A 20,900-nucleotide genomic window follows, 5' to 3' on the forward strand; every position below is an offset into this window, starting at 1 on the left:
ATCCCTATCGGACCACGGACAGGACGAGGTCGGAGATGACGCGATGGCCAGCATCGGACGGGTGCCCGCCGTCGGTACCCGAGGTCGTCGGGTCGTTCTCGTTGCCGGCGCGGCCCAAGCCGCACCAGACCGACCACGGCTGCTGTGTCTCCGCCTGCACGTCGATGTACGCGGCACCGAGGGACGTGGCGAGCGCCCTGCTCGCGGCCTTGAGCTGCTCGTAGCGTTCCTCGATCGCCGGGGTGGCGCTCGCGGGCGCCCACACGAACACGAGGTCGGGTACGAGGGTGCCGTCCGGGTGCCGGTCGAGCCCTTCGAGGTAGCCCTGGATGTTGCGCTGCCAGCGTGCGCTCACGTCCGGGTTCGTGACGACCAGCTCGCCGGTCGCGGTGGCGGCCGGGGCCGCTGACAGCGTCGCGGTGCCCGTTTCGGTGTCGACGGCGGTCACGGTCGTCCCGGGGCCGATCCCCGGCCCGGTCACCAGCCGGCCGACGTCGGTGCCTTGCCAGGCGCCACTGGTGACGGCGGGTTGCCCGGCGACGGTGGCGGCGACCACCGTGCGCACCGCTTTGAGGGCGTCGTTGCCCCCGAGTTCGTAGATCACGAGGTCGGCGGGCGCTCGCCGGCCGCCGACCAGCTCCCCTGACCGCCACTGGTCGGTGTTGTTCCAGGCCCCGGACTCGAGTCCGGCGATGGAGTAGTTGTCCACGAGGACGCCGTCCTGTGCGCTGCCCTCGACCCCGGTGAGCCACGGGCCGTCGACGTCGTCGGCCGTGACGTGCAGTGCGTGGGAGCCCGGCGGGAGGCCGGTGAGCTCCACGTGCGCGGGCCCGCCCGAGTCACCGGGGGTGACCCGCTGCTCCCGTCCGCCGTCCACGCTGAACGTCCACGCGGTGCCGCGGTCGACGTAGGACAACACGAGCCGCGTGCCGGTGAACGGGATGGTGGCGGTCGAGCCGGACTCGGTGCCGACGAGGGCTCCGTACGCCGGCCCGTGGGGCCACTGCGGGGTCCGCCACCCGCCGGTCTGCACCCACGTGTTGCCTGCGGTGCCGGAGTAGTGCTCGAACGCGGCCCGCGGGAATCCCTCGACGAAGGTCTGGGAGCGTTGCATCCCTTCGAAGCCGCTCCCGCCGTGGCCCGCGTCCTCCTGCAGGGTTGCCGTCAGGATGGCGGCCCACGAGGTGCGGGTCAGATCCGACGCGTAGAGCCCTTCCCCGACGGAGTCGCCGACGATGGCGACGCGCGCGAGCGACCGACCCGCTCGGGCGGAATCGAGTGCCGGGAACCACCGCGCACCCCAGCCCGGTGGCCGCCCAGGTGGCGTCTGCGCCGCCTGCGTCGTTGTCGGCAGAGGCGGAGCGCACAGGGATGCGTCCGGGTTGGCTCGGGTGGTACCGCTGCGCGCGATGAGCAGCCCGAGTACCAGCGCGGTCGCGACGACGACGGCGAGCGCTGCCCTCATCGCTGCTGTCAGCGCCGCTCTCATCCCTGCCCTCATCCCGCGGGCCGGATGCGCGCGGCGAGCTCGGGGAACGCGACGAGACAGGCGCCGACCGCGGCGACGAGGGCGCAGGCGAGCCACGCGACCGGGTGGTCGACCACGACGAGGACCGCGGCGAGCGCCGCGAGGAGCAGCGCGGCCCGGGGGCTGGCGCCGCGCCGGGCCAGCGTGGCGACGGCGGCCCGCTCGGTCGGGAGCGCCGCGAGGAGGGCGACGGTGCACCACACCCCGATGACCCCGCCCCATGCCAGCCCGCTCAGCCCGGCGTACTGCGCACCTGCGACCAGGAGCGCGGTGTGCAGGACGAATCCGGCGGCGAGGAGCGCCTGCGCAGCGCGGATGCGGTCCTCGGTCTGGATGAAGGTCGTGAGCATGTTCAGCATGCCGATGCCCGCCCCACCGAGCGTCACGATGGGCAGCCACCCGGCCAGCGCGCCGAAGTCGGCAGGGAAGACCAGCTCGACGGCCGCCGCGGGCACGCTCGCCATCGCGATCATCGCGACCGCGCTCACTACCGCCAGCGTCCACAGCGCCTCGGCTCGCCGCCGATTGTCGCCGCGGTGTGCCAGCAGCGCGGGGAACACGGCCGTCGAGACGGCGACCGAGACGAACAGCGGAGCGCGGCCGAGCGCAGCGGCGGCCTGGTAGGGGCCCGCGCCGGCGCGGGTCGAGGCCAGCGCGGCGACGAGGACCGTGTCGAGCGCCGTGAACAGCGCGACGACGATCTGAACGCTCCCGATCCGCCCGGCCGCCCGCCACAGCCCATCTGACAGGCGCACCCGGCGTGGCCTGCCGATCGCGCGCAGGCAGGTCAGGCACGCGGCGAAGGGGACGATCGCCCCGAGGGTGCCGGCGAGGAGCGAGGCTGTCGCGCCGAGACCCAGCACGAACACGAGGACGACGCCCGATCCGAGCTTCACGGCGAACTCGCCGAGGAGCACGAAGCCCAGGAGGGTGACGCGCTGGGTGCCCTGCAGGTAGCCGAGCGCCGTCGAGCCGACGGCGAGCAGGAACGTCGTGGCCGCCATGACGAGCGCCGTCGGCGGGGAGCCGAACGTCAGGGTGACGGCGGCGACCGCGCCGGCGAGCACGGCGCCGGCGCCCACGTTGATCCAGAATGCGAGGTTCACCGCGGCGCGCTGCCGGTCCGGGTGCGCGGCCTGCACGACGATCTCGCGCGCCAGCACCCACGGCACGGCGACGGCGCCGAACGTGCCGAGCACCAGCAGGACACCGTTACCGGCGGCGAACACCGCGTAGTCGGCCGGCGCCAGCCCGTAGGTGAGGAGCAGGGAGTAGGCGTAGTTGGCGACGGCCGACCCGCCCATCGCGAGGGTCAGCCACGCGGCACGGACGGGCCGCCTGCCGGCGGTCGAGGCGGTGTCGCCAAGGCTGGTCCTGGTCACGGTGTCTCCTCCGATTCACGGTGGCGCTGGCGCCGGGCACCGACGAGCGCGGCGGCGGAGAGGAGCGCGACGGCGGCCCCGAGCGGGATCAGGAACGGTGCCGCGCTCGCGGACGCGACGGCGCCGGGGAGGGGCATCGCGCACTGCTGCCCGTCGGTTCCCTCGGCCGCGCCCACCTGCCAGACGCTGAGCTCGCCGTAGGTGTGCGTCGACGCGGCGAATAGCTCCGTTCCCGCCCCGCGCACCCACGCGTCGAGCTGCGGATTGCTGTTGCCGTACAGGAACTGACTGTCCTTGGTGGACAGGATGAAGACGTGGACGCCGCCCGCGACGGCGTCCGGTCCCGCCGGGTAGGCCGCGACCGGGTGGGAGCGCAGGACGTAGCCCCAGCGGAACTGGTCCCCGCTGCCGTTGACCGGCACGCAGTGCGGCACCTCGGCGGCGAGGAAGTCGCGGGTGGCCACGGTGCCGTCGTCGACCGTGAGCAGCTGGTACTGCACCCAGCTGACGCTGCTCGTCACCGCGGCCGCGACGAGCAGCCCCGTGGCGGCGATGCGCAGGTAGCGCCCTGCGCGGCGCCACCACGTGCCCGGACGCAGCTCGAACCGTTCCCACACGGTGACCGCGGCCAGTGCGGCGGCCGGGAAGGCGTAGCAGAACAGCTGCTCGTTGGACTGCCCGAACAGCACGTTGTAGGCGAGGGTGCCGAATGCGAGCGCGCAGTAGCTCACGAGATAACTCGTCTGCTCCGGCCACGGGCGAGTGCGCAGCAGCGTGCGGAGCAGGCCGAGGCCGCCTGCGAGCAGCATCAGGTAGGCGCCCGCGTACTGGCCGAGGGTGCCCAGCAGCGCGTCCAGGGCGGAGACGCCGGGTCGGTTCAGACCGCTGAGCTGCAGCAGGCCGAGCAGGCGACGGATGCTGATGCTCTGCTCGCTGAGGAACTCGAGCGTCTCGCCGTTGCTCACCGCCCAGATGGGGAACGCCAGCCAGACCGTGGCTGCGACCCCGAGCGCCCCGATCTCCCGCCGGATCCGATCGGTGCGTCGCCCCACGAGCGCGGCGACGAGCGGGGTGATGATGACGAACGCGGTGACGCTCTTGGTGAGCAGCGCGAGCCCGCCGACCAGGCCGACGGCCGGGAGGTAGACGGCTGCGCGGGACGTCCGCAGCCGCCACGCCGCGAGGACCGCGCAGAGGGCGAGGGAGAGCGCGAGCGGCTCGATCATCACCATCCGGCCGAACCGGATGCTGATCGGGTTCACCGCCACGAGCAGGGCCGTGACACAGCACGCGACGAGGCGGATCCGGGGCGAGGCCAGTGCCGCCGCGAACGCGCCTGCGAGGGCGGCGGCGAGGCAGGACAGGATCGCGTTCAGGTGGCGCAGCGTGTGGATGTCGCCGAGGACGTCCTGACCTCCGGGGGCGAAGGCGGAGAGCCACGCGCCCGCGAGCAGGAAGTAGCCGGGCGGGTGCACGAAGATCGGGTTGCCCCATGCGATGTCGCCGTGCTCGGCCACCGTCCGGCCGGCGATGGCGTACAGCGCCTCGTCGCCCGTGAAGTCGGGCGCCTGCCGCAGCCGGATGAGGTACAGCGCCGACGCCGCGGCGGCGAGCAGGACGGCGACGACGACCGGGGCGGCCCGCCGGCTGCGGGTGGGGGGCCGTGCCGTCAGTCCGGGCGCAGTCGTAGGGCGCAGCGCGACGTCGATGGTCGTTCCTCCGATCGCGACCCGGACGGACACTCCAGGCGCTGTGGCGCGAGAATGGCGCAGCCGGATTGTGCATGGCGACCCCGAGAGCTGGGCGACGAATACGTTTCCCGCACGTTTCGAACACGGAACTTCGGCCACCTTGCACCCGTACCGCGTAACGGCCGTGCCCGGCAGTTCGACTCCTGCGACGACCAGGTCCAGCAGAACCAGTCGAAGGGTGGAGACGAACGATGCCCGAGTCCATTACGGGGTCCTTTGCCAGGTCCATTGCCGAGCCGCCTTCCGATCTGTCGCGGCGCCGCCTCGCCATTCCCGAGAACCCCCGGGTCGCCATCCTCGGCTGCAGTCTCGCGTCCGGGCTCGGTGTCCGGGAGCATTCCGTGGGACGTATCGCGGCTAAGCGCCTCGGCGCGAGCAAGGTGCTGTTCAAGGCGAAGGCCCGGCAGCTGATCGACGATTCTCTCGAGCTGGTACCGCGCGTTCTGGAGTCCCGGCCCGACCTCGTCGTGATCAGCACGGGCAGTGCGGAGGCCCTCGTCCACCCGAGCAAGCTGGTGGAGCACCTCCTGACGAAGTACGGCCCGAAGAGCTGGCAGGGCGAGGTCGGGCTGGACGCCCGTCCGTACTACTCGAAGGAGCCCGACAAGCAGCGGCGGGAGCGGCTCACGTCCGTCTTCAAGGTGATCTTCAAGAACGTCACGATCTGGATCGGCGGTGGGTACACGCGGATGTCGCTCGAGGACTACGTGCCGCACTTCGAGCTGGTGCTGGACACGCTCACGGCGCACGGGTGCGCGGTCGTCGTGCTCGGCACCGGCGACCCGCACCCGCTGCTGTTCCCCAAGTCCCGCAAGAGCCTCGCGCGCTTCGATGCCGCCCAACAGCGCAGCGTCGCCGCCCGCCCCGGCACCACCCTCGTGCGCCCGAGCACGATCATCGACCGGCGTTCCGAGGTGCAGGCCGACAAGGCGCACCCGAACGTCAAGGGCCACGAGCACCTCGCGGAGGCGGTGCTCGCGGTCCTGGACATCCAGCCGCGGGTGACGGCCTCCGCGTCCTGACGGATGGCACGGCGCCGGCAGGGGCAGCACCGGCGACACCGGGGGCGCCGGGAGGGTCGCCGCGCGTTCCACGTGCTGCTCGTGCTGTTCGGGCTCGCCGCCTGCGCCGGTGCGAGCGCCCCCCGGCCGGCCGATCCACCGCCCGCTCGCGTCGAGGCAGCGCCGGTGCCGGGGCCGGCACAGTGGGGTGTCGCCGGGCCGCTCGCGGAGCCGTACGGGTCGTTGCGGGCCGCGGGCGCAGAGGCCACGATCCTCGAGCTGGCGTGGCGCGACGCCCAGCCTGCCGCCGGCGTTTGGAACGAGGCGTACTTCGCCGCGCAGCGCTCGCGCATCGCCGCGCTCCGGGCGGCCGGTATCGCCGTCGTCCTGAACACCGGGATGCACGAGCCGCCCGCGTGGGCGCTCGCCCTGCCGGGAGCGCGCTACGTCGACCAGTCCGGCCGGGTGAGCAGCGACGAAGCGGGGCTCAACCTGGTGTGGAACCGGGAGCTGCGCCCGCTGGCGGCCGCCTACCTCGCGAAGCTCTTCGACGAGCTCGGCACGGACTTCTCCTACGTCCGCGTCGGCGGGGGCGAGCTCGGCGAACTGACCTACCCGCGTACGTCCGGGGCCGCCGACTCGTACTGGGCGTTCGACGCCGCGGCGCAGGGGGTGAACCCGGTACCGGGGTGGCGGCCGGGGCGCGCGGCGGCGTCCGGCGAGGCCGCGGTCTTCCTCGACTGGTACCTCGACGCGCTCTCGGACTTCCAGAACTGGCAGATCGCCACCGTGCGGCGGCATTTCGCCGGGCCCGTCGCGGTGCTCTACCCGGACGTCGGCGTGCCGTCCGGCGAGCTCGCCGTTGCGGCGCAGGGCGGGCTCGCCGGATCGGCGCCCTCCGAGCGCACCAGGCGGGTGCAGGCGGGCCAGGACCACGCGCGGCACATCGCGGCGATCACCGATGCGGCCGTGGCGGCGTGGTGTACGTGGGCGAACAACGCCGCCGCCGTCGCCTCGGTGGCCGGGCCGGCCCACGCGCGCGGGCTCCCCGTCGTGGGGGAGAACAGCGGCGACGAGACGTCGCTCGCCGACCTGGAGGCGTTGGCCGCGCACGTGCGGGCCTACGACCTCCGGCTCGTCATCTGGGTGAGGTACACCGACCTCGTCTCCGGTGCGCGGGGGAAGGCGAGCCTTGCGGACTTCACCCGGGTCACCCGGACCTGAGCGGACGCGGGGGGCGCACTCATCTCGGTACGATCGGGCGGACGGAGCGCCGAGAGATCGGATGACCCATCCCACCGCACGAGTGCCCCATGCCGAAGCCGACAGCAGCAGGTGAGGAGCGGACCTGCGTCTGCGGGGCCCGCTACGTCGCGGTACGGGCCGGTGTGTGGCGGCGGCTCCACTGGCGCCGGAATCTCTTCACACTTCCGTTACACCTCGACCAACCGGACGTCGAGGACGACGACGAATCCGCGTGACGAGGGCGGGCGTTGCGCCGTTCGGACGCAAAGCTCGCGGATCGCGTTTCGGGGGATCGCCGCACATTTCCGTGAAGTGACCGGCCCGCGTCCACTGCGGCGGGACCCGCTGGGTCGCCGGGTAACAGGGCTTCGGGCAGCGGCGAGAGCACGAACGGCTCCCTGGTAGCCACTGGCCCGATGCCGCGCCACGAACGCAGACCGGATTCGACGGGAGAACGACACGTGGCGACGTTCGCGGGAACAGCGATGCGAGTGCACGAATTCGGCCCGGCAGTCGGCGGTGCGGTCGGTGGGCCGGCGCCGGACCTGTCGGTGGTGATACCGACCTACAACGAGGCCGGGAACGTCCGCGAACTGCTCTGGCGGCTGGTCGCGGAAACGGCTCAGGTGCGCGCGGAAATCATATTCGTCGACGACAGCACCGACGACACCGCGGCCGTCGTCGAGGCGGCGGCGGCGGAATTCCCGGTGCGGATCGTGCTCGCGCGACGAGAGCGCGCCGTCGGAGGCCTCGGTGGCGCGGTCGTGGAAGGACTCAAGCTCGCCGCCGCCCCCTGGGCCGTCGTGATGGACGGGGACCTGCAGCATCCGCCGTCGCTCGTGCCGGTGCTGCACCGCCGCGGCGTGCAGACCGACGCCGACATCGTGGTGGCGACCCGCTACACCACCGGCGGCAGCCGGGAGGGCCTGGGCAGCGCATACCGGCTGGCCGTGTCGCGCAGTCTCACCGCGCTCGCATCCGGCGTCCTCGGCCCGTCGGTGGCCCGGATCTCCGACCCGCTCAGCGGCTTCTTCGCCGTCCGGCTCGCGGCGTTGCGGCTCGAGGAGGCCCGCCCTCTCGGCTACAAGGTGATGCTGGAGTTGGTCGTCCGGTACGACCTGCGCAACGTCGTGCAGGTCCCGTACGAGTTCGGCCACCGGCACGCGGGCGATTCGAAGTCGACCTACCGGGAGGGTCTGCGGTACCTGCGGCATCTCGGCCAGCTGCGGCGGCTGCAGGGGCGGCGGCGGGACCAGCCCCGGCCGCTCGGCCCCGGCGCGGCGGCGCGGCTGTCGGTCCTCGTCGTCACGAGTGAGGCGCCTCCGGTCGTCTCGGGGATCTCGCGCTGCGTCGACCGGGTCGCCGCCGGACTGCGCGAGCGCGGCCACCAGGTCGACGTGGTGTCCTCGGTGCAGATCCCGCGGTTCATGCTCGGCGAGTACCGGTTCAGCACGATGCTGCTGCACTGGCCCCGGCTCGCGCTCCGATTCCGGCACTACGACGTCGTCAACCTGCACGGCCCCGTGCCGACGCTCAGCGACGTCTTCCTGAGCCTGTGGCGGATCTTCTCGGCCGGCTCCCGACCCCTCGTGTACACGCACCACTCGGCGTTGGAGATCCGAGGGGCCGAGCGGCTCTGCGCGCTCTACAACCGGCTGCACCGGCGCCTCGCGAAGAACGCATCGCTCACGATGGTGACCTCGCAGTACTACGCCGCCGACCAACGGGTCGACGGCGGGCCGCCGGTGCGGGTCGTCCCGTGGGGGGTCGACATGCGGGCCGAGCCGCTGCGCTCGGACTGCGACGACGATCGCCCGCTGCGGGTGCTGTTCGTCGGCCAGATGCGCGGCTACAAGGGCGTCGACTGGCTGCTGCCCGCCGTCGCAGGCATGCCGCAGCTGGAGCTCCGGCTGGTCGGCGATGGCGCGGAGCTGCCGCACTACCGCAGGCTCGCCGCCCGGATCGGTGCGACGAACGCCGTGTTCCTCGGCCGTGTCCCGGACGAGGAGCTGCACGCCGAGTACGACCGCAGCGACGTGATCGTGCTCCCGTCGGTGACCCAGGCCGAGGCGTTCGGGCTCGTGGTCGTCGAGGGGATGGCCGCCGGGTGCGTCCCGGTAGTGTCCGACCTCCCCGGGGTTCGGGACGTCGTCGCCGACGCCGGGCTGGTCGTCGCCCCGCGCAACCACGACGCCCTGAAGGACTCGCTGCTCGGGCTCGCCGCCGACCGGGAACGGCTCTCCGCGCTGCGGGCGGCCGCCCGCTCACGCGCGAAGGAGCTCAGCTGGGACACCTGCGTGAGCCGATACGAGGACGCGTACCGCGATGTTCTGGACACGAGCGCCACTGCGGTCCGCGCGTGATGGCGGGCCGCCTGTTGCGCGTCGGCGTCGACGGCAGGGTGATGCAGGACCGCTACCACGGGATCGGGCGCCACACCTTCGAGCTGCTCCGGCGGCTGGCCGTCCGGGACGTCGAGCTCGTCGTCGTGACGGACTCGTCGCGGCTGGGCCGGATCGCGTTCCCCGCGCTCTCGCGGCACCCGAACGTGGCGCTGGTCGATCTCCCGGTTCCCGTGGTCTCACCCGCCGCGCAGCTCGCGCTTCCTCGGCTGCTGGCGCGCATGCGGCCGGACGTGTTCCTCTCGCCCTACCACCTCGCCGCGCCCCTGCTGCACCCGCGCGTGCCGACGGTGACGTTCGTGCACGACTGCATCTTCGAGGCCGACCCGCGCTACCGGCCCGGCGGCGCGGGCTTCGGGCTCCGGTACCGCGCGGCGACCCGAGCGGTCATCGCCACGACGACGGCGATCGCCACGATCTCCGAGGCCACCCGGGCCGATCTCGGGCGGCACTACGGGCTCGCCCTCGACGATGCCGCCGTGGTGCCGCACGGCGTCGGCGACGAGTTCCTCGCGCTCGCAGGCGCGAGCGACGCCGCCGAGTCGGCTGGGCACGCCGCTCGCTACGTGCTCCACGTCGGCGTGCACCGGCCGCACAAGGACCACGCGGTGCTGATCGAGGGGTTCGCACGGGTGGCGCGCGACCTGCCGGACGTGCGGCTGGTGCTCGTCGGCCAGCCGGATCCGCGGTTCCCGGTGTCGGTCTCGGAGCTCGTGCGGGAGCACGGCGTTGCGGATCGGGTGGACGTCCTCGCCCACGTCGACGACGCACGCCTGCTCGAGCTCTACCGCGGCGCTTCGGCCTTCGCGTTCCCCTCGCTGGTGGAGGGCTTCGGTCTGCCGGTCCTCGAAGCCATGGCGGCAGGCGTGCCCACCGTCACCAGCGCCCACCCGGCCGTCGTCGAGGCTGGCGGCGGGGCGTCGCTCGTCGTGCCGCGGCGCGACCCGCAGGCGTGGGCGGCTGGGCTCACCCGGGTGCTGACCGACAGAAGGGCCGCCGCCGACATGATCGCGCACGGGCGCGCCGTCGCCGCGGCCCACACCTGGGAGCACGCCGCCGATCGGACGCTGGCACTGCTTCGCGCGGTGCACCACGGCGCAGCGGTCACGGGAGCCGCCGCTCACTAGCGCCGGGAGAACGCAGCCCGCCATGGCCTCGTGCACTAGGTTCTCCGCCGTGGGACGCAGCGTGTTGGTCACCGGTGGAAACAGGGGAATCGGTCTCGCGATCGCCAAGGCGTTCGCGGCCCAGGGCGACCAGGTGGCGGTGACGTATCGCAGCGGCAACGCCGAGGACCTGCCCGGTGACCTGCTGCCGGTACGGTGCGACGTCACCGACGCCGACGCCGTGGAGGCGGCGTTCACGACGATCGAGGAGAAGCACGGCCCCGTGCAGGTCCTCGTGTCCAACGCGGGCGTCACCCAGGACACCCTGCTCATGCGGATGAGCGAGGACCAGTTCACCCAGGTCATCGACGCCAACCTCACCGGCGCGTACCGGGTGGCGAAGCGGGCTTCGCGAGGGATGCTCCGCGCCCGCAGCGGACGGATGATCTTCGTGGGCTCGGTCGTCGGGCTCGCCGGTTCGCCCGGGCAGGTCAACTACGCGGCGTCCAAGGCCGGCCTCATCGGAGTGGCGCGCTCGATCGCGCGCGAGCTCGGCTCGCGAGGCATCACCGCGAACGTCGTCGCGCCCGGATACGTCGAGACCGACATGACGCGCGCGCTGTCGGAGGCGCGCAAGACCGAGATCAGCAGCCTCATCCCGCTCGGTCGCTACGCCGACCCGGACGAGATCGCCTCCGTCGTCGCATGGCTGGGTTCGGACGGCGCGTCCTACATCACCGGCGCCGTCATCCAGGTCGACGGCGGCGTGGCGATGGGCAACTGATCCGCCGAACTCCCCGAACCCCCCACCACGAAAGGCACCCATGGGACTGCTCGACGGCAAGCGCCTACTCATCACCGGTGTGATCACCGACGCCTCGCTCGGCTTCCACGTCGCGAAGGTGGCGCAGGAGCAGGGCGCGCAGGTCGTGCTCACCGGCTTCGGCCGGCTCAAGCTCGTCGAACGGATCGCGCAGCGGCTGCCGCAGGCCGCGCCCGTCGTCGAGCTGGACGTGGCCAACCAGGAGCACCTGGACACGCTCGTCGATCGGGTCTCCCCGCACCTGGGTGACGATCCGAAGCTCGACGGGGTGCTGCACTCCATCGGCTTCGCACCGGCGTCCTGCCTCGGCGAGGGTGCGTTCCTGGGTGCACCGTGGGAGGACGTCGCGCAGACGATCCAGGTGAGCGCCTACTCGTTCAAGTCGCTGTCCACCGCGCTGCTGCCGCTGCTCGGGCCGGGGTCGTCGATCGTCGGGATGGACTTCGACAACCGGCAGGCATGGCCCGCCTACGACTGGATGGGCGTGGCGAAGTCCACCTTGGAGTCGGTCACCCGCTACCTGGCGCGTGACCTGGGGCCGAAGGGCATCCGGGTCAACCTCTGCGCCGCCGGGCCGGTGCGCACGATGGCCGCCAAGTCGATCCCCGGCTTCGCCGCCTTCGAGGACGCATGGGACGGCCGCGCGCCGCTGGGCTGGGACGTCAACGACCCGGTGCCGGTGGCGAAGACCGTTTGCGCGCTGCTCTCGGACTGGATGCCGGCCACCACGGGCTCGATGGTGTGGGCCGACGGCGGCTTCCACGCCATAGGTGTCTAATGCGTGCGTGAGCGAGTTCGACGCCCTGCTGGTGCTGTCGTTCGGCGGCCCCGAGGGCCCCGCCGACGTGCGCCCTTTCCTCGAGAACGTCGTCCGCGGCCGTGGCGTGCCACCCGAGCGGCTCGACGCCGTCGAGGAGCACTACCAGCACTTCGGCGGCGTGAGCCCGCTGAACGCGCGCAACCGCGAGATCATCGCGGCCGTTCGGGAGCGGATCGAGCTGCCGGTGTACTTCGGCAACCGCAACTGGCACCCGATGGTGGAGGACGCGGTCGCGGAGATGGCCCGCGACGGGGTGCGGCGCGGGCTCGTGTTCGCCACCAGCGCCTACGGCGGCTACTCGGCCTGCCGGCAGTACCAGGAGGACATCGCCCGCGCCCGCAAGGCCGTGGGGGAGAGCGCCCCCGAGCTGGTGAAGATCCGCCACTTCTTCGACCACCCGCTGTTCGTCGCGGCGAATGCCGACGCCGTGCGCGCCGCGCGTGCCACCCTGCCCGAGGGCGTGCGGGACGCGGCGCGGGTCGTGTTCACCGCCCACTCGGTGCCCGTCGCCGCCGACGCCGCCGCGGGTCCGCTGGGGGAGGGAGGGCACCGGTACTCCCGGCAGGTGGCCGAGGCCGCCCGGCTGGTGGCAGCCGATCTGGGTGCCGCGGAGTACGACGTGGTGTGGCAGTCGCGCTCCGGACCGCCGCAGGTGCCGTGGCTGGAGCCGGACATCGTCGATCACATCGACGCCCTGCACGCGCGCGGCGTGCCTGCTGTCGTGGTGGCGCCGATCGGGTTCGTGTCCGACCACGTCGAGGTGATCTGGGACCTCGACACCGAGGCCCGTGAGCGGGCCGAGGAGCTCGGCATGGGCTTCGCCCGCGCAGCGACGGCCGGGCCGGACCCGCGGTTCGCCGACATGGTCGCCGAGCTCGTGGCCGAGCACCTGCACGCCGCCGCACCGCGCTCCCTCGGTGGCATCGCGGCCGGCGGCTCCACCGTGAACGGCGTCCCGTGCGCCGTGGACTGCTGCCAGCCGGCGCGGCGCCCACGCTAAATCCTCTTGTAGTTATATAGCCCATATGGGATGCTCTGTGTGGGAGCCGGGGACTACGCGAGTTGGGGCGACAGGTTCGCCGAGGTCGGTGCGAGGCTCGTGGCCGAGGTCGGGGTGGAGGGACTCGACGTCCTGGACGTCGCCACCGGCCACGGCCCCACGGCGATAACCGCCGCGCTCGCAGGCGGCCGCGTCACCGGGCTTGACCTCACACCCGAGCTGCTGGCGCTCGCCCGCCGTCGAGCGGCCGAGGCAGGGGCACCTTATGCGGTCGCGATCGCGACCCGGCCGGGGTAGGAAGCGATCGTGAGCCGCAGCTTCGACGACCTGGTGTCCGAGGCCGAGGCGGCCCCGATGGAGGGCTGGGACTTCTCGTGGCTCCACGGGCGCGCCACCGAGGAACGTCCGCCGTGGGGCTACCAGCGCCTGCTGGGCGAGCGGCTGCCGCGGGTGTCGGCCGCGCTCGACGTGCAGACCGGCGGCGGGGAGGTGCTCGCCGGGGTGGCGGCGTACCCGCCGCTGATGGTGGCCACCGAGTCGTGGCCGCCGAACGTCGCGCGGGCAACTCAGCTGCTGCACCCGCGCGGTGTGGCCGTGGTCGCCGACCCCGACGAGCCGCCCCTCCCGTTCGGCGACTCCGCGTTCGATCTGGTGACCAGCCGCCACCCGGTCACCGTGTGGTGGGAGGAGATCGCCCGCGTGCTCCGGCCGACTGGCAGCTACCTCGCCCAGCACGTGGGGCCGGCGAGCGTGTTCGAGCTGGTCGAGTACTTCCTCGGGCCGCAACCTCGGCACGGCCGTCACCCCGATCACGCCCGTGAGGGCGCCACCGCCACCGGACTCGAGGTCGTGGAGCTGCGGACGGCGCGGCTGCGCATCGAGTTCCACGACATCGGCGCGGTCGTGTGGTTCTTGCGGAAGGTGATCTGGATGGTCCCCGGGTTCACGGTGGCGGCTTACCGGGACCGCCTGCGCGAGCTGCACGGGCTGATCGAGTCCGACGGCCCGTTCGTGGCGCACTCGTCCCGCTACCTCATCGAGGCGCGGAAGCCGCGAGGGCGGTGAGGGTGCGTTCCCCGCCCGGATCGCCGGCAGTGGCGGGGACCAGCGTCACCTCGTCCAGCCCAGCGGCGGCGTAGGCGTCGAGCCGTTCGTGCACGGAGTCGAGGTCGCCGACCAGCCCGATCCGGTCGGCGGCTTCTGGTGGAACCGCGGCGAGCAGTTCGTCACGGGTGGCCCCGGCCAGCGCCATCCGGACCGCGTCGCCGAGGCCCGCCGCAGTGAACATCTCGCCGTACCCGGCGACCTCCAGGTAGCCGACCAGGCTCTGCAGCACCTGCGCCCTTGCCTCCGGTCCGGGGTCGACGGCGGCGGGGAGCCACGCCGCCAGCCGTGGCGCGGGCCGGCCTACCTGCCGTGCCGCCGCATCGAGCTTGTCGCGGTAGTGCCGGACCTGCTCCGGAGAGACGAGGTCGAGCACCATGCGGTCGGCGTGCTCGGCGGCGACCGCGATCGCCCGGTCGCCGAACGCGGCGAGCGTGAGCGGCCCACCGGGTGCGTCGAGCCGCAGCCGGTAGCCGTGGGTCGAGACCATCTCGCCCGCGAAGTCGGCGACCTCCCCGCGGAACAGTGCCCGCAGCGCCTGCGCGCTCTCGGCCATCGCGGTCACCGCGCGCTTGCGGGAGCGGCCGTGCATGCGCTCGACCACCCGCACACTCGACGTGCCCAGCGCCACCCCGACCGGCCGGCCGACGAGCGCGGCCGTCGACGCGGCGGCGCGGGCGATCGACGCCGGATCCCGGACGGACACGGGGATCGGGCCGACTGTGAGCGCGATCCGCTCTGTCGCCAGGCCCGCCGCCGTGGCCAGTGCGAACGCGTCCCAGACGAAGCCCTCACCGATCCAGAGGTCCCGGTAGCCGAGCCGGTCGGCCACGACCGCGGTCCGCAACTCCTCCTCCGGCGGGACGTCGGGGCGCGACGCGATGACCACGGTGATCTCCATGGCGAGGGCCAACGTCGCCGGGTCCGCGTGTTGTTCCTGAGTCCCGCAACGGGACGGCCGGGTCAGCGGCCTGGCTAGGCTCGCCACGTGGTCCGGACTCGGGGTCGTGCGATCGTCCGCGGCGCCCCGAAGGCCGCCCGCGTTCATCGGCGCGCGTCCGGCTGGCTGCTGGTCACGTCGTTCCTACTGCTCTCGGGCGCCGCATGCGCCCGCCAGGGGGTGTCGCAGGTGGACGCGCAACAAGCGTTTGCCGATCCGAGGGTGGCGGAGCTCGCCACCGCCGCCGTGGACGGCGACGTCGCGCGGGTGCGCGCGCTGGCGCAGGCAGGCGTCGACCTCGACGCGCACGGCGACAAGCAGGTGACTCCGCTGCAGTGGGCGCTGTTCAACCTGTCCACCCGTGGCATGGAGACCCTGCTCGACGCGGGCGCCGACCCGGCCGAGCCCGGTATCGGCGGGGACACCGCGATCCACCTGGCCGCGATGGCCGACGACCCGAAGTACCTCACCCTGTTGCTGGCGCGCGAGGCAGACCCGAACGCGCGCAACGGCACGACCGCGGCACCGGCGCTCTTCTCCGCGTTGAAGGGTGGTCGCGACGCGCAGTTCGACACGTTGCTCACCGCGGGCGCCGACCCCAACACCACGGATCGCGTCGGCAACACGGCCCTGCACCAGGCCGCCAAGTACAACGACGTGCGCAGTGCGCTGGTGCTCCTGCAGGCCGGCACCGACCCGGCGGCGCGGAACGCGCAAGGCGTGACGTTCCAGCGCTACCTGTTCATGACCCCGGAACGGGTGCTGAACGCGGAGGCGAAGCGGGGTCGCGAAGCGATCCGCGACTGGCTGCGTGCCCACGACGTGCCGATCGAGGGATGAGCGGGAGTCAGTAGAGGATGGACGGCAGGCAGGCGCCCTGCGAGTCGCGTCGCACGCCGGCAGGCGGCGACTCGTGCTCCCGGTACTGCACGGTTCAGGCGGAGACCGCGGGGGCCGGGTGCAGCGGGAGCTCGGCGTACACGGTCGTACCGGCGTCGGAGGCGCTGTGCACCCGGAGCCGCCCGCCCAGCGCTTCCACACGGTCGGCAAGGCCGACCAGGCCGGATCCGGCGGAGACGCGGGCGCCACCGCGGCCGTCGTCGCGTACCTGGACCCGCAGCACATCGTCGGCTTCGCTGATGCCGACCTCGACGTGGACCATGGTGGCGTTCGCGTGCTTGGCGGCGTTGGTCAGCGCCTCGGCGATCAGGTAGTAGGCGGCGATCTCGATCGGTTCGGGCAGCCGCCGGTCGGCGCGCACGTCCAGCTCGACCGGGACGGGGCAGCGGCGGGCCAGTGCCTTGAGCGCAGGCGGCAGGCCGCGCTCCGCGAGTAACGCCGGGTGGATGCCGCGTGCCAGCTCGCGCAGCTCGTCCAGCGCGTTGGTGGCCTCGACGACGAGGTCATTCAACTTCGCGGCCAGCTCGGGGGTTTCGGGCGGCACCGTGGCCTGCGCCGCTTGCAGCTGCAGCGCCATGGTGACCAGCCGCTGCTGGGCGCCGTCGTGCAGGTCCCGTTCGATGCGGCGCCGGGCGTGGTCGGCGGCGGCGACGATCCGGGCGCGGGACGCAGTCAGCTGCGCCTGGCTCTCCGCGTTGGCGATGGCGGTGGCCACCAGCTCGGTGAAGGTGGCCAGCCGCGCCTCGGTGTCGACCGGCAGCGGGCGCTCGCGCGTGGACGAGACCACGATGACGCCCCACAGCCGGCCGTCGACGCTGATCGGCACGCCGACCGACGAGTGCAGGCCCCATCGCCGGACGACGTCGACGACCGCCCCTGATGTGTCGGCGTAGTTGTCGATCCGCGCGGGCCGCCCCGTCTCCTGCACCAGGGTGGTCACGTTCCGTCCGCCGACGGTGGCGCGGGCGGGTAGCCGCTCGTCGCCGTTCGCGCTCCAGATCCCGACGCCGGTGACGAGGCCGCCGGGCTCGTAGCGACCCAACGCCGTCAGGTCCGCGTCCAGTAGCCGGCCGACCTCCTCGCTGACGGCGGCGAACACCTCCTCGGGCCGCGCCGGCCGGGCGACCAGGGTGGCCACCCGGCGCAACGCGGCCTGTTCCTCGGCGAACCCGCGCAGCTCCATCCGCGCCTGTGCGTCGGCGATCGCCGTCGCGACCAGTTCGGTGAACCCGGCCAGGCGTGCCTCGTCGTCCGCGGGCCGCGGCTGCTCGGACCTGGACAGCGCGCTCATGACGCCCCACACCCGGCCCTCGATGGTGATCGGCACGCCGGCCGCCGCCCGACCGCCCCATGCGCGGGCGATGTCGGCCGCAGGCCCCGTCGCGTCGGCGTAGTCGTCGATCCGCGCCGGCCGGCCCGTCTCGTACACCGCGGTGGCCAGGTTCGACCCGCCGAGGGGCACGCGGTCACCGACGGACACGGGCCCGGGCGCGCCGGCGCTGGTCCACGCGCCGACGACGGTCCCGGTGCCGTTCGGGCCGAACCGGATCATGCTCGTGTGGTCGGTGCCCAGCACCCGGCCGGCCTCCGTCGTGACCGCGGCGAAGATGTCCTCGGGTGCTGTTCCGCGGGCGACGAGCGTGGCCACTCGCCGTAGCGCGGCCTGCTCATCGGCGATCCGGCGAACGTCCGGCTCGCCGCTGCGCCGGCGAGCACGCATGGCCCAGCCCGCCACGAACCCGGTCACCGCGGGAATCGCCACGGCGGCCAGCGACTGCGCTCGGGTCATGGCCCCTGCCGCCTCCTCGTCGGCGCCCCCCGGAACACGAGGCTAACCGGGAACGATCGCGGTGGACACCGCTGCGACCAGCGTGACCAGGGCCTCACGGGGTGCTCGCACACCGATTTCGGGGCATACCGTCCGGCGGCGCGGGCAACCGTGCGAGCGGTGTGGCGGGCCGAGGCGGCTTCAGGATCGGTCGAACTCGCGCGCGCGGACGGCGGCGAGGAACTCCGCCCAGCGGGTGGTGGGGTAGCGGTGCGGGGCCAGGGCTCGGTCCTTCGTGTCGCGGACGGCCACCTCGTCGGGCAGGAACGCCACCTCGACACAGCTGCCACCGTTGCCGCCGCTGAAGCTGCTCGTGAACCAGCGGAGCTCGTCGTCACGCACGGCCACTCCTTCTGACGAACTCACCCCCCGACCAGCCGACGAACCAACGCGAGGGACTCGGCCGGGTCGAGCGCATCGGACAGCACGCGCTCGAATGTCAGCCTAGCCCGCGCGACGTCACCGGCCTTGTCGAGACTCAGCGCGCCGAGGGTGTGCTCGACGTAGGCCATGTCCGGCTCGTCGAGGTCACCGAAGTTGAGGACCATGAAGCCGGAGGGCAGAGCGGCGTGCGCGCCCACGGCGGTGGGCAGGATGTGCAATGCCACCGTGTCGAGCTCCGCGAGCGCCGCGATGTGTGCGAGCTGATCGCGCTGGACCGTTGCGCCGCCTATCGGGCGGTGCAGAGCCGACTCGTCGATCGCAGCGATCACTTCCAGCGGGTTGTCGTCGGAGGTGAGCCGTTGCTGGCGGTAGATGCGTGCCGCGACCTCGTTCTCCAACTGCTCCTCGGTGCGCCGCAGCGGGACCGCGCGCATCAGGGCCCGGGCGTAGTCAGCCGTCTGCAGAATCCCGGGAACGTAGGAGACGGTGAATTCCAGGAGTCGGGTCGCCTCCGTCTCGAAGGCGATGTAGCTGTTGTTGCCCAGCCCGTAGGCCCGCCACCACCCGGGCTGGAGGGCTTCCTCGGCCAGTTCGAGCAGTTCGGTCCACCGCGTCCCGCCCACGTCGTAGACGTCGAGCATGCTCTTCACCCAGTGGATGTCGATCACGACCTGGGCGTTCTCGATCCGGCTGAGCTTGCTCACCGAGAAGTGCAGCTTCGGCGCCGCTTCCTCAAGGGTGAGCCCGGACTGCTCGCGCAGCAGCTTCAGCTGGCGGGCCAGCACCCGCCGGCGGACCATCGATCCCTCGCGCCGCGTCACGTGACCCCCCGCTCCGACTCGATCACGGATCGTGGCACACGAGAAGCCGGGTGCGGGAATCCCGCATCCGCGCTTCTCGCGTCGACGGTCTCGATCTCCGAGGTCCGTCCGGATCCTCGCCGCCATGACTTCCGCGGCGAGACGCCACGAGACCTTTGCCCAGCGCAACTTCCGCCTCATCGGGGAGGCCGCCGAGATCATCACCGGCTGGCCGCAGGTCCGGGAGCGCCTGCGCGCCGTCCACGTCCCCGACTCCGACGGCCGCTGCCGAGGCTGCACGAGCCAGACCCGGAGGGCGCCGGAGTGGCCGTGCGCGCTGACCCTGGTAGCCCACGGCGAGGAGCCGCGGCGGGACTTCACAAACCCAGCACCCGCTTCACACAGGGCCCGCCTTGTGTGAAGCCCGGGCTGGGTGTGTGAAGTGGCTCTAGTGTGGGTCGGGGGCTGCGGCGATCGCTGCGGCCACCAGGTCGGCCGCGGTGCTCTCCCTCGTGCGGCGGCCCCGGTCGTAGTGCTGCGTGGTGGCGATCGTGGCGTGTCCGACGTCGGCCTGGACGTGCTGGATGCGAGCGTCCTGCTCCAAGGCGATGGTGACGTAGGCGTGGCGGAGGGCGTGCGGGTGCACGCGCTCGGCCACGCCGTCGAGGGCCGGGCCCGCGTGGGTGGCGATGCGGCGCAGCAGCGTGTAGAGGTCCACGCGGGAACAGCGGCCGCCGTCGCGAGTGGCGATCATCGGCGTGGCACCGGACGTGGTGCGGCCCCTGCGCGCGGGCACGGCGGTGCCCGCGAGGCGGTCGCGTTCGGCCAGGTAGGCCGTGAGGGCCTCGCGCACGAGGTCGGTGATGTACACCTCGCGGTGCAAGCCACCCTTGCCCAGCACGCGCAGGACGTCGTCGCCACCGGTGCGGTAGAGGTCGTCGCGGTCGAGGCCGACGAGCTCGGAGATCCGCAGCCCGAGCGTCAGCAGGGCGACCACGGCCACCGCGCGCAAGGCGTAGAGCCGGGCGAGCCGGGGGCTGCGTGAGTACGGCAGGCGCGCCGCGGCCATGAGCAGTGCCTTGAGCTGCTCCGCGGTGAGCCGCACGGTGGGCGACGCGTCGCGGGCGCTGGACGAGAGGCCGAGCCGGGCCCGGTTGAGCGCCGCCGGGTTGGCCGCGACGACGCCGGTCTCGGCGAGGTGGCCGTAGAGCGCGGAGAGGGTCGACAGCATCCGCTGCCGGGTGCGCCGCTGCGCGCCGGCCGCGTCGAGCGCGTGCAGCCACGCCTTGACGTGCCCGGCCGTGGCGTCGCGGGGGTCGAGGGTGCGGCGGGCGCACCAGCGGAACCAGGCGAGGTCGTGCAACGGGCCCGGCGCGGCGGCCGGTGGCCCGCCGCGCCGCGGCTCGTCGGTGGGGTCGACCCAGGAGATCGGGAGCCCGAGCGCGTAGGCGTAGGTGCGGCGGGTGCCGGCGTTCGCGTACTGGGACAGCCAGTCGAGGAGCTGGGCCCGCAGCACCTGCGGGTCGGCGACGCCCGGCCAGACCGACTCGTCCACGGCGGGGATCGCGGGGGAGCGGTCGCGGGCGGCCTCGAGCACGACGAGCGGGTCCAGCTCCATTCGCAGGACCGTACGGCATGATCATCCGGCGGGATCGAGGTCGATCCGGATCGTGAGCATGTCGCCGTCGGCCAGCTTGCGCAGCAGCACGCCGTCGAGACGGTAGCCCGGTCGGCCGCGTCCGAGGGCGCGGTGCCGGGCGCGGGCGTCGTCGTCGGGCAGCGGGTGGGCGGTGCCCGTCCGCCAGCGGCTGTGCCACGCGGGGAACGACCGTCCGGCTGAACGGCGGGGCATCTGCGGCTTGCCGAGGGTATGGGCGACGACCGTG

General features: G+C 73.1%; 21 protein-coding genes. 12 read left to right on the forward strand and 9 right to left on the reverse strand.

Translation table 11 applies throughout. The features are described from left to right. Positions 1 to 4: 4 nt before the first annotated feature. From K1T35_RS23390 to K1T35_RS23400, 3 genes are read right to left on the reverse strand one after another with little or no spacing between them, the layout of a single operon-like run. Entirely contained in the window at positions 5 to 1,489 is a 1,485-nt protein-coding gene (locus tag K1T35_RS23390) for an SGNH/GDSL hydrolase family protein (protein WP_220262228.1), read from the reverse strand. Between the two features lie 8 nt (positions 1,490 to 1,497). Beyond that, the gene (locus K1T35_RS23395) at positions 1,498 to 2,910 is read right to left on the reverse strand and encodes a lipopolysaccharide biosynthesis protein (protein ID WP_220262229.1); all 1,413 of its coding nucleotides are present in this window, start codon (positions 2,908 to 2,910) and stop codon (positions 1,498 to 1,500) included. After that, the gene (locus tag K1T35_RS23400; protein ID WP_220262230.1) at positions 2,907 to 4,652 is read right to left on the reverse strand and encodes a glycosyltransferase family 39 protein; all 1,746 of its coding nucleotides are present in this window, start codon (positions 4,650 to 4,652) and stop codon (positions 2,907 to 2,909) included. Before K1T35_RS23400 ends, K1T35_RS23395 begins: the two co-directional genes overlap by 4 nt. A gap of 350 nt (positions 4,653 to 5,002) precedes the next feature. Here K1T35_RS23400 and K1T35_RS23405 point away from each other — a divergent pair, with 350 nt between their 5' ends. The 10 genes from K1T35_RS23405 (at position 5,003) to K1T35_RS23450 (ending at position 14,123) form a co-directional block, all read left to right on the forward strand. Continuing rightward, positions 5,003 to 5,683 (forward strand): hypothetical protein, encoded by a 681-nt coding sequence (locus K1T35_RS23405; protein WP_220262231.1) that lies wholly within the window; start codon positions 5,003 to 5,005, stop codon positions 5,681 to 5,683. Between the two features lie 3 nt (positions 5,684 to 5,686). Beyond that, a complete protein-coding gene (locus K1T35_RS23410; protein WP_220262232.1) occupies positions 5,687 to 6,886 on the forward strand; it encodes a hypothetical protein in 1,200 nt (399 codons plus the stop codon). Between the two features lie 89 nt (positions 6,887 to 6,975). Continuing rightward, entirely contained in the window at positions 6,976 to 7,143 is a 168-nt protein-coding gene (locus tag K1T35_RS23415; RefSeq protein WP_220262233.1) for a hypothetical protein, read from the forward strand. A gap of 249 nt (positions 7,144 to 7,392) precedes the next feature. After that, the gene (locus K1T35_RS23420; RefSeq protein ID WP_220262234.1) at positions 7,393 to 9,270 is read left to right on the forward strand and encodes a glycosyltransferase; all 1,878 of its coding nucleotides are present in this window, start codon (positions 7,393 to 7,395) and stop codon (positions 9,268 to 9,270) included. Continuing rightward, complete coding sequence (locus K1T35_RS23425) at positions 9,270 to 10,436, forward strand: glycosyltransferase family 1 protein (protein WP_255622647.1); 1,167 nt, start codon at positions 9,270 to 9,272, stop codon at positions 10,434 to 10,436. The genes K1T35_RS23420 and K1T35_RS23425 overlap by 1 nt, the downstream gene beginning before the upstream one ends. 49 nt (positions 10,437 to 10,485) lie before the next feature. Next, complete coding sequence (gene fabG, locus K1T35_RS23430) at positions 10,486 to 11,199, forward strand: 3-oxoacyl-[acyl-carrier-protein] reductase (RefSeq protein WP_220262236.1); 714 nt, start codon at positions 10,486 to 10,488, stop codon at positions 11,197 to 11,199. 40 nt (positions 11,200 to 11,239) lie between these two features. Next, positions 11,240 to 12,016: an enoyl-ACP reductase FabI gene (gene fabI / locus K1T35_RS23435; protein ID WP_220262237.1), complete on the forward strand. Its 777-nt coding sequence runs from the start codon at positions 11,240 to 11,242 to the stop codon at positions 12,014 to 12,016. A gap of 7 nt (positions 12,017 to 12,023) precedes the next feature. After that, positions 12,024 to 13,058, forward strand: coding sequence for a ferrochelatase (locus K1T35_RS23440; protein ID WP_220262238.1), 1,035 nt, complete (start codon positions 12,024 to 12,026; stop codon positions 13,056 to 13,058). Between the two features lie 99 nt (positions 13,059 to 13,157). Further along, complete coding sequence (locus K1T35_RS23445; protein ID WP_255622503.1) at positions 13,158 to 13,355, forward strand: methyltransferase domain-containing protein; 198 nt, start codon at positions 13,158 to 13,160, stop codon at positions 13,353 to 13,355. A 9-nt stretch (positions 13,356 to 13,364) separates the two neighbouring features. Next, positions 13,365 to 14,123, forward strand: coding sequence for a class I SAM-dependent methyltransferase (locus K1T35_RS23450; RefSeq protein WP_255622504.1), 759 nt, complete (start codon positions 13,365 to 13,367; stop codon positions 14,121 to 14,123). On the opposite strand, the gene K1T35_RS23455 is transcribed toward K1T35_RS23450, so the two are convergent. Beyond that, positions 14,092 to 15,063 (reverse strand): LLM class F420-dependent oxidoreductase, encoded by a 972-nt coding sequence (locus K1T35_RS23455; RefSeq protein WP_220262240.1) that lies wholly within the window; start codon positions 15,061 to 15,063, stop codon positions 14,092 to 14,094. The two genes, K1T35_RS23450 and K1T35_RS23455, sit on opposite strands and share 32 nt — an antisense overlap. 87 nt (positions 15,064 to 15,150) lie before the next feature. On the opposite strand from K1T35_RS23455, the gene K1T35_RS23460 reads away from it, so the two are divergent. Then, complete coding sequence (locus K1T35_RS23460; RefSeq protein WP_220262241.1) at positions 15,151 to 15,942, forward strand: ankyrin repeat domain-containing protein; 792 nt, start codon at positions 15,151 to 15,153, stop codon at positions 15,940 to 15,942. A gap of 94 nt (positions 15,943 to 16,036) precedes the next feature. Here the strand turns inward: K1T35_RS23460 and K1T35_RS23465 are convergent, their stop codons facing one another. The 3 genes from K1T35_RS23465 to K1T35_RS23475 form a co-directional block, all read right to left on the reverse strand. Further along, positions 16,037 to 17,791, reverse strand: a complete 1,755-nt coding sequence (locus K1T35_RS23465) for a GAF domain-containing sensor histidine kinase (RefSeq protein WP_220262242.1) — start codon at positions 17,789 to 17,791, stop codon at positions 16,037 to 16,039. 180 nt (positions 17,792 to 17,971) lie between these two features. Beyond that, complete coding sequence (locus K1T35_RS23470; RefSeq protein WP_370645489.1) at positions 17,972 to 18,172, reverse strand: DUF397 domain-containing protein; 201 nt, start codon at positions 18,170 to 18,172, stop codon at positions 17,972 to 17,974. A 20-nt stretch (positions 18,173 to 18,192) separates the two neighbouring features. After that, positions 18,193 to 19,035 carry a helix-turn-helix transcriptional regulator gene (locus K1T35_RS23475; RefSeq protein WP_220262243.1) on the reverse strand — a complete coding sequence of 281 codons (843 nt, stop codon included), beginning with the start codon at positions 19,033 to 19,035 and terminating at the stop codon, positions 18,193 to 18,195. A gap of 124 nt (positions 19,036 to 19,159) precedes the next feature. On the opposite strand from K1T35_RS23475, the gene K1T35_RS23480 reads away from it, so the two are divergent. Further along, positions 19,160 to 19,435, forward strand: a complete 276-nt coding sequence (locus K1T35_RS23480) for a hypothetical protein (RefSeq protein WP_220262244.1) — start codon at positions 19,160 to 19,162, stop codon at positions 19,433 to 19,435. Positions 19,436 to 19,462: 27 nt separating this feature from the next. On the opposite strand, the gene K1T35_RS23485 is transcribed toward K1T35_RS23480, so the two are convergent. Beyond that, positions 19,463 to 20,632 (reverse strand): tyrosine-type recombinase/integrase, encoded by a 1,170-nt coding sequence (locus K1T35_RS23485; protein WP_220262245.1) that lies wholly within the window; start codon positions 20,630 to 20,632, stop codon positions 19,463 to 19,465. A 21-nt stretch (positions 20,633 to 20,653) separates the two neighbouring features. Then, a complete protein-coding gene (locus K1T35_RS23490) occupies positions 20,654 to 20,866 on the reverse strand; it encodes a hypothetical protein (protein ID WP_220262246.1) in 213 nt (70 codons plus the stop codon). Positions 20,867 to 20,900: the final 34 nt, after the last annotated feature.

It is taken from the genome of Pseudonocardia sp. DSM 110487 (genome assembly GCF_019468565.1).
Taxonomy (GTDB): domain Bacteria; phylum Actinomycetota; class Actinomycetes; order Mycobacteriales; family Pseudonocardiaceae; genus Pseudonocardia.

Coding starts and splice junctions, on each gene's coding strand:
- fabI (WP_220262237.1), top strand. CDS start 11,240: ATGGGACTGCTCGACGGCAAGCGCCTACTCATCACCGGTGTGATCACC.
- K1T35_RS23485 (WP_220262245.1), bottom strand. CDS start 20,632: ATGGAGCTGGACCCGCTCGTCGTGCTCGAGGCCGCCCGCGACCGCTCC.
- K1T35_RS23455 (WP_220262240.1), bottom strand. CDS start 15,063: ATGGAGATCACCGTGGTCATCGCGTCGCGCCCCGACGTCCCGCCGGAG.
- K1T35_RS23425 (WP_255622647.1), top strand. CDS start 9,270: ATGGCGGGCCGCCTGTTGCGCGTCGGCGTCGACGGCAGGGTGATGCAG.
- K1T35_RS23420 (WP_220262234.1), top strand. CDS start 7,393: ATGCGAGTGCACGAATTCGGCCCGGCAGTCGGCGGTGCGGTCGGTGGG.
- K1T35_RS23480 (WP_220262244.1), top strand. CDS start 19,160: ATGACTTCCGCGGCGAGACGCCACGAGACCTTTGCCCAGCGCAACTTC.
- K1T35_RS23490 (WP_220262246.1), bottom strand. CDS start 20,866: ATGCCCCGCCGTTCAGCCGGACGGTCGTTCCCCGCGTGGCACAGCCGC.
- K1T35_RS23410 (WP_220262232.1), top strand. CDS start 5,687: ATGGCACGGCGCCGGCAGGGGCAGCACCGGCGACACCGGGGGCGCCGG.
- K1T35_RS23465 (WP_220262242.1), bottom strand. CDS start 17,791: ATGACCCGAGCGCAGTCGCTGGCCGCCGTGGCGATTCCCGCGGTGACC.
- K1T35_RS23415 (WP_220262233.1), top strand. CDS start 6,976: ATGCCGAAGCCGACAGCAGCAGGTGAGGAGCGGACCTGCGTCTGCGGG.
- K1T35_RS23390 (WP_220262228.1), bottom strand. CDS start 1,489: ATGAGAGCGGCGCTGACAGCAGCGATGAGGGCAGCGCTCGCCGTCGTC.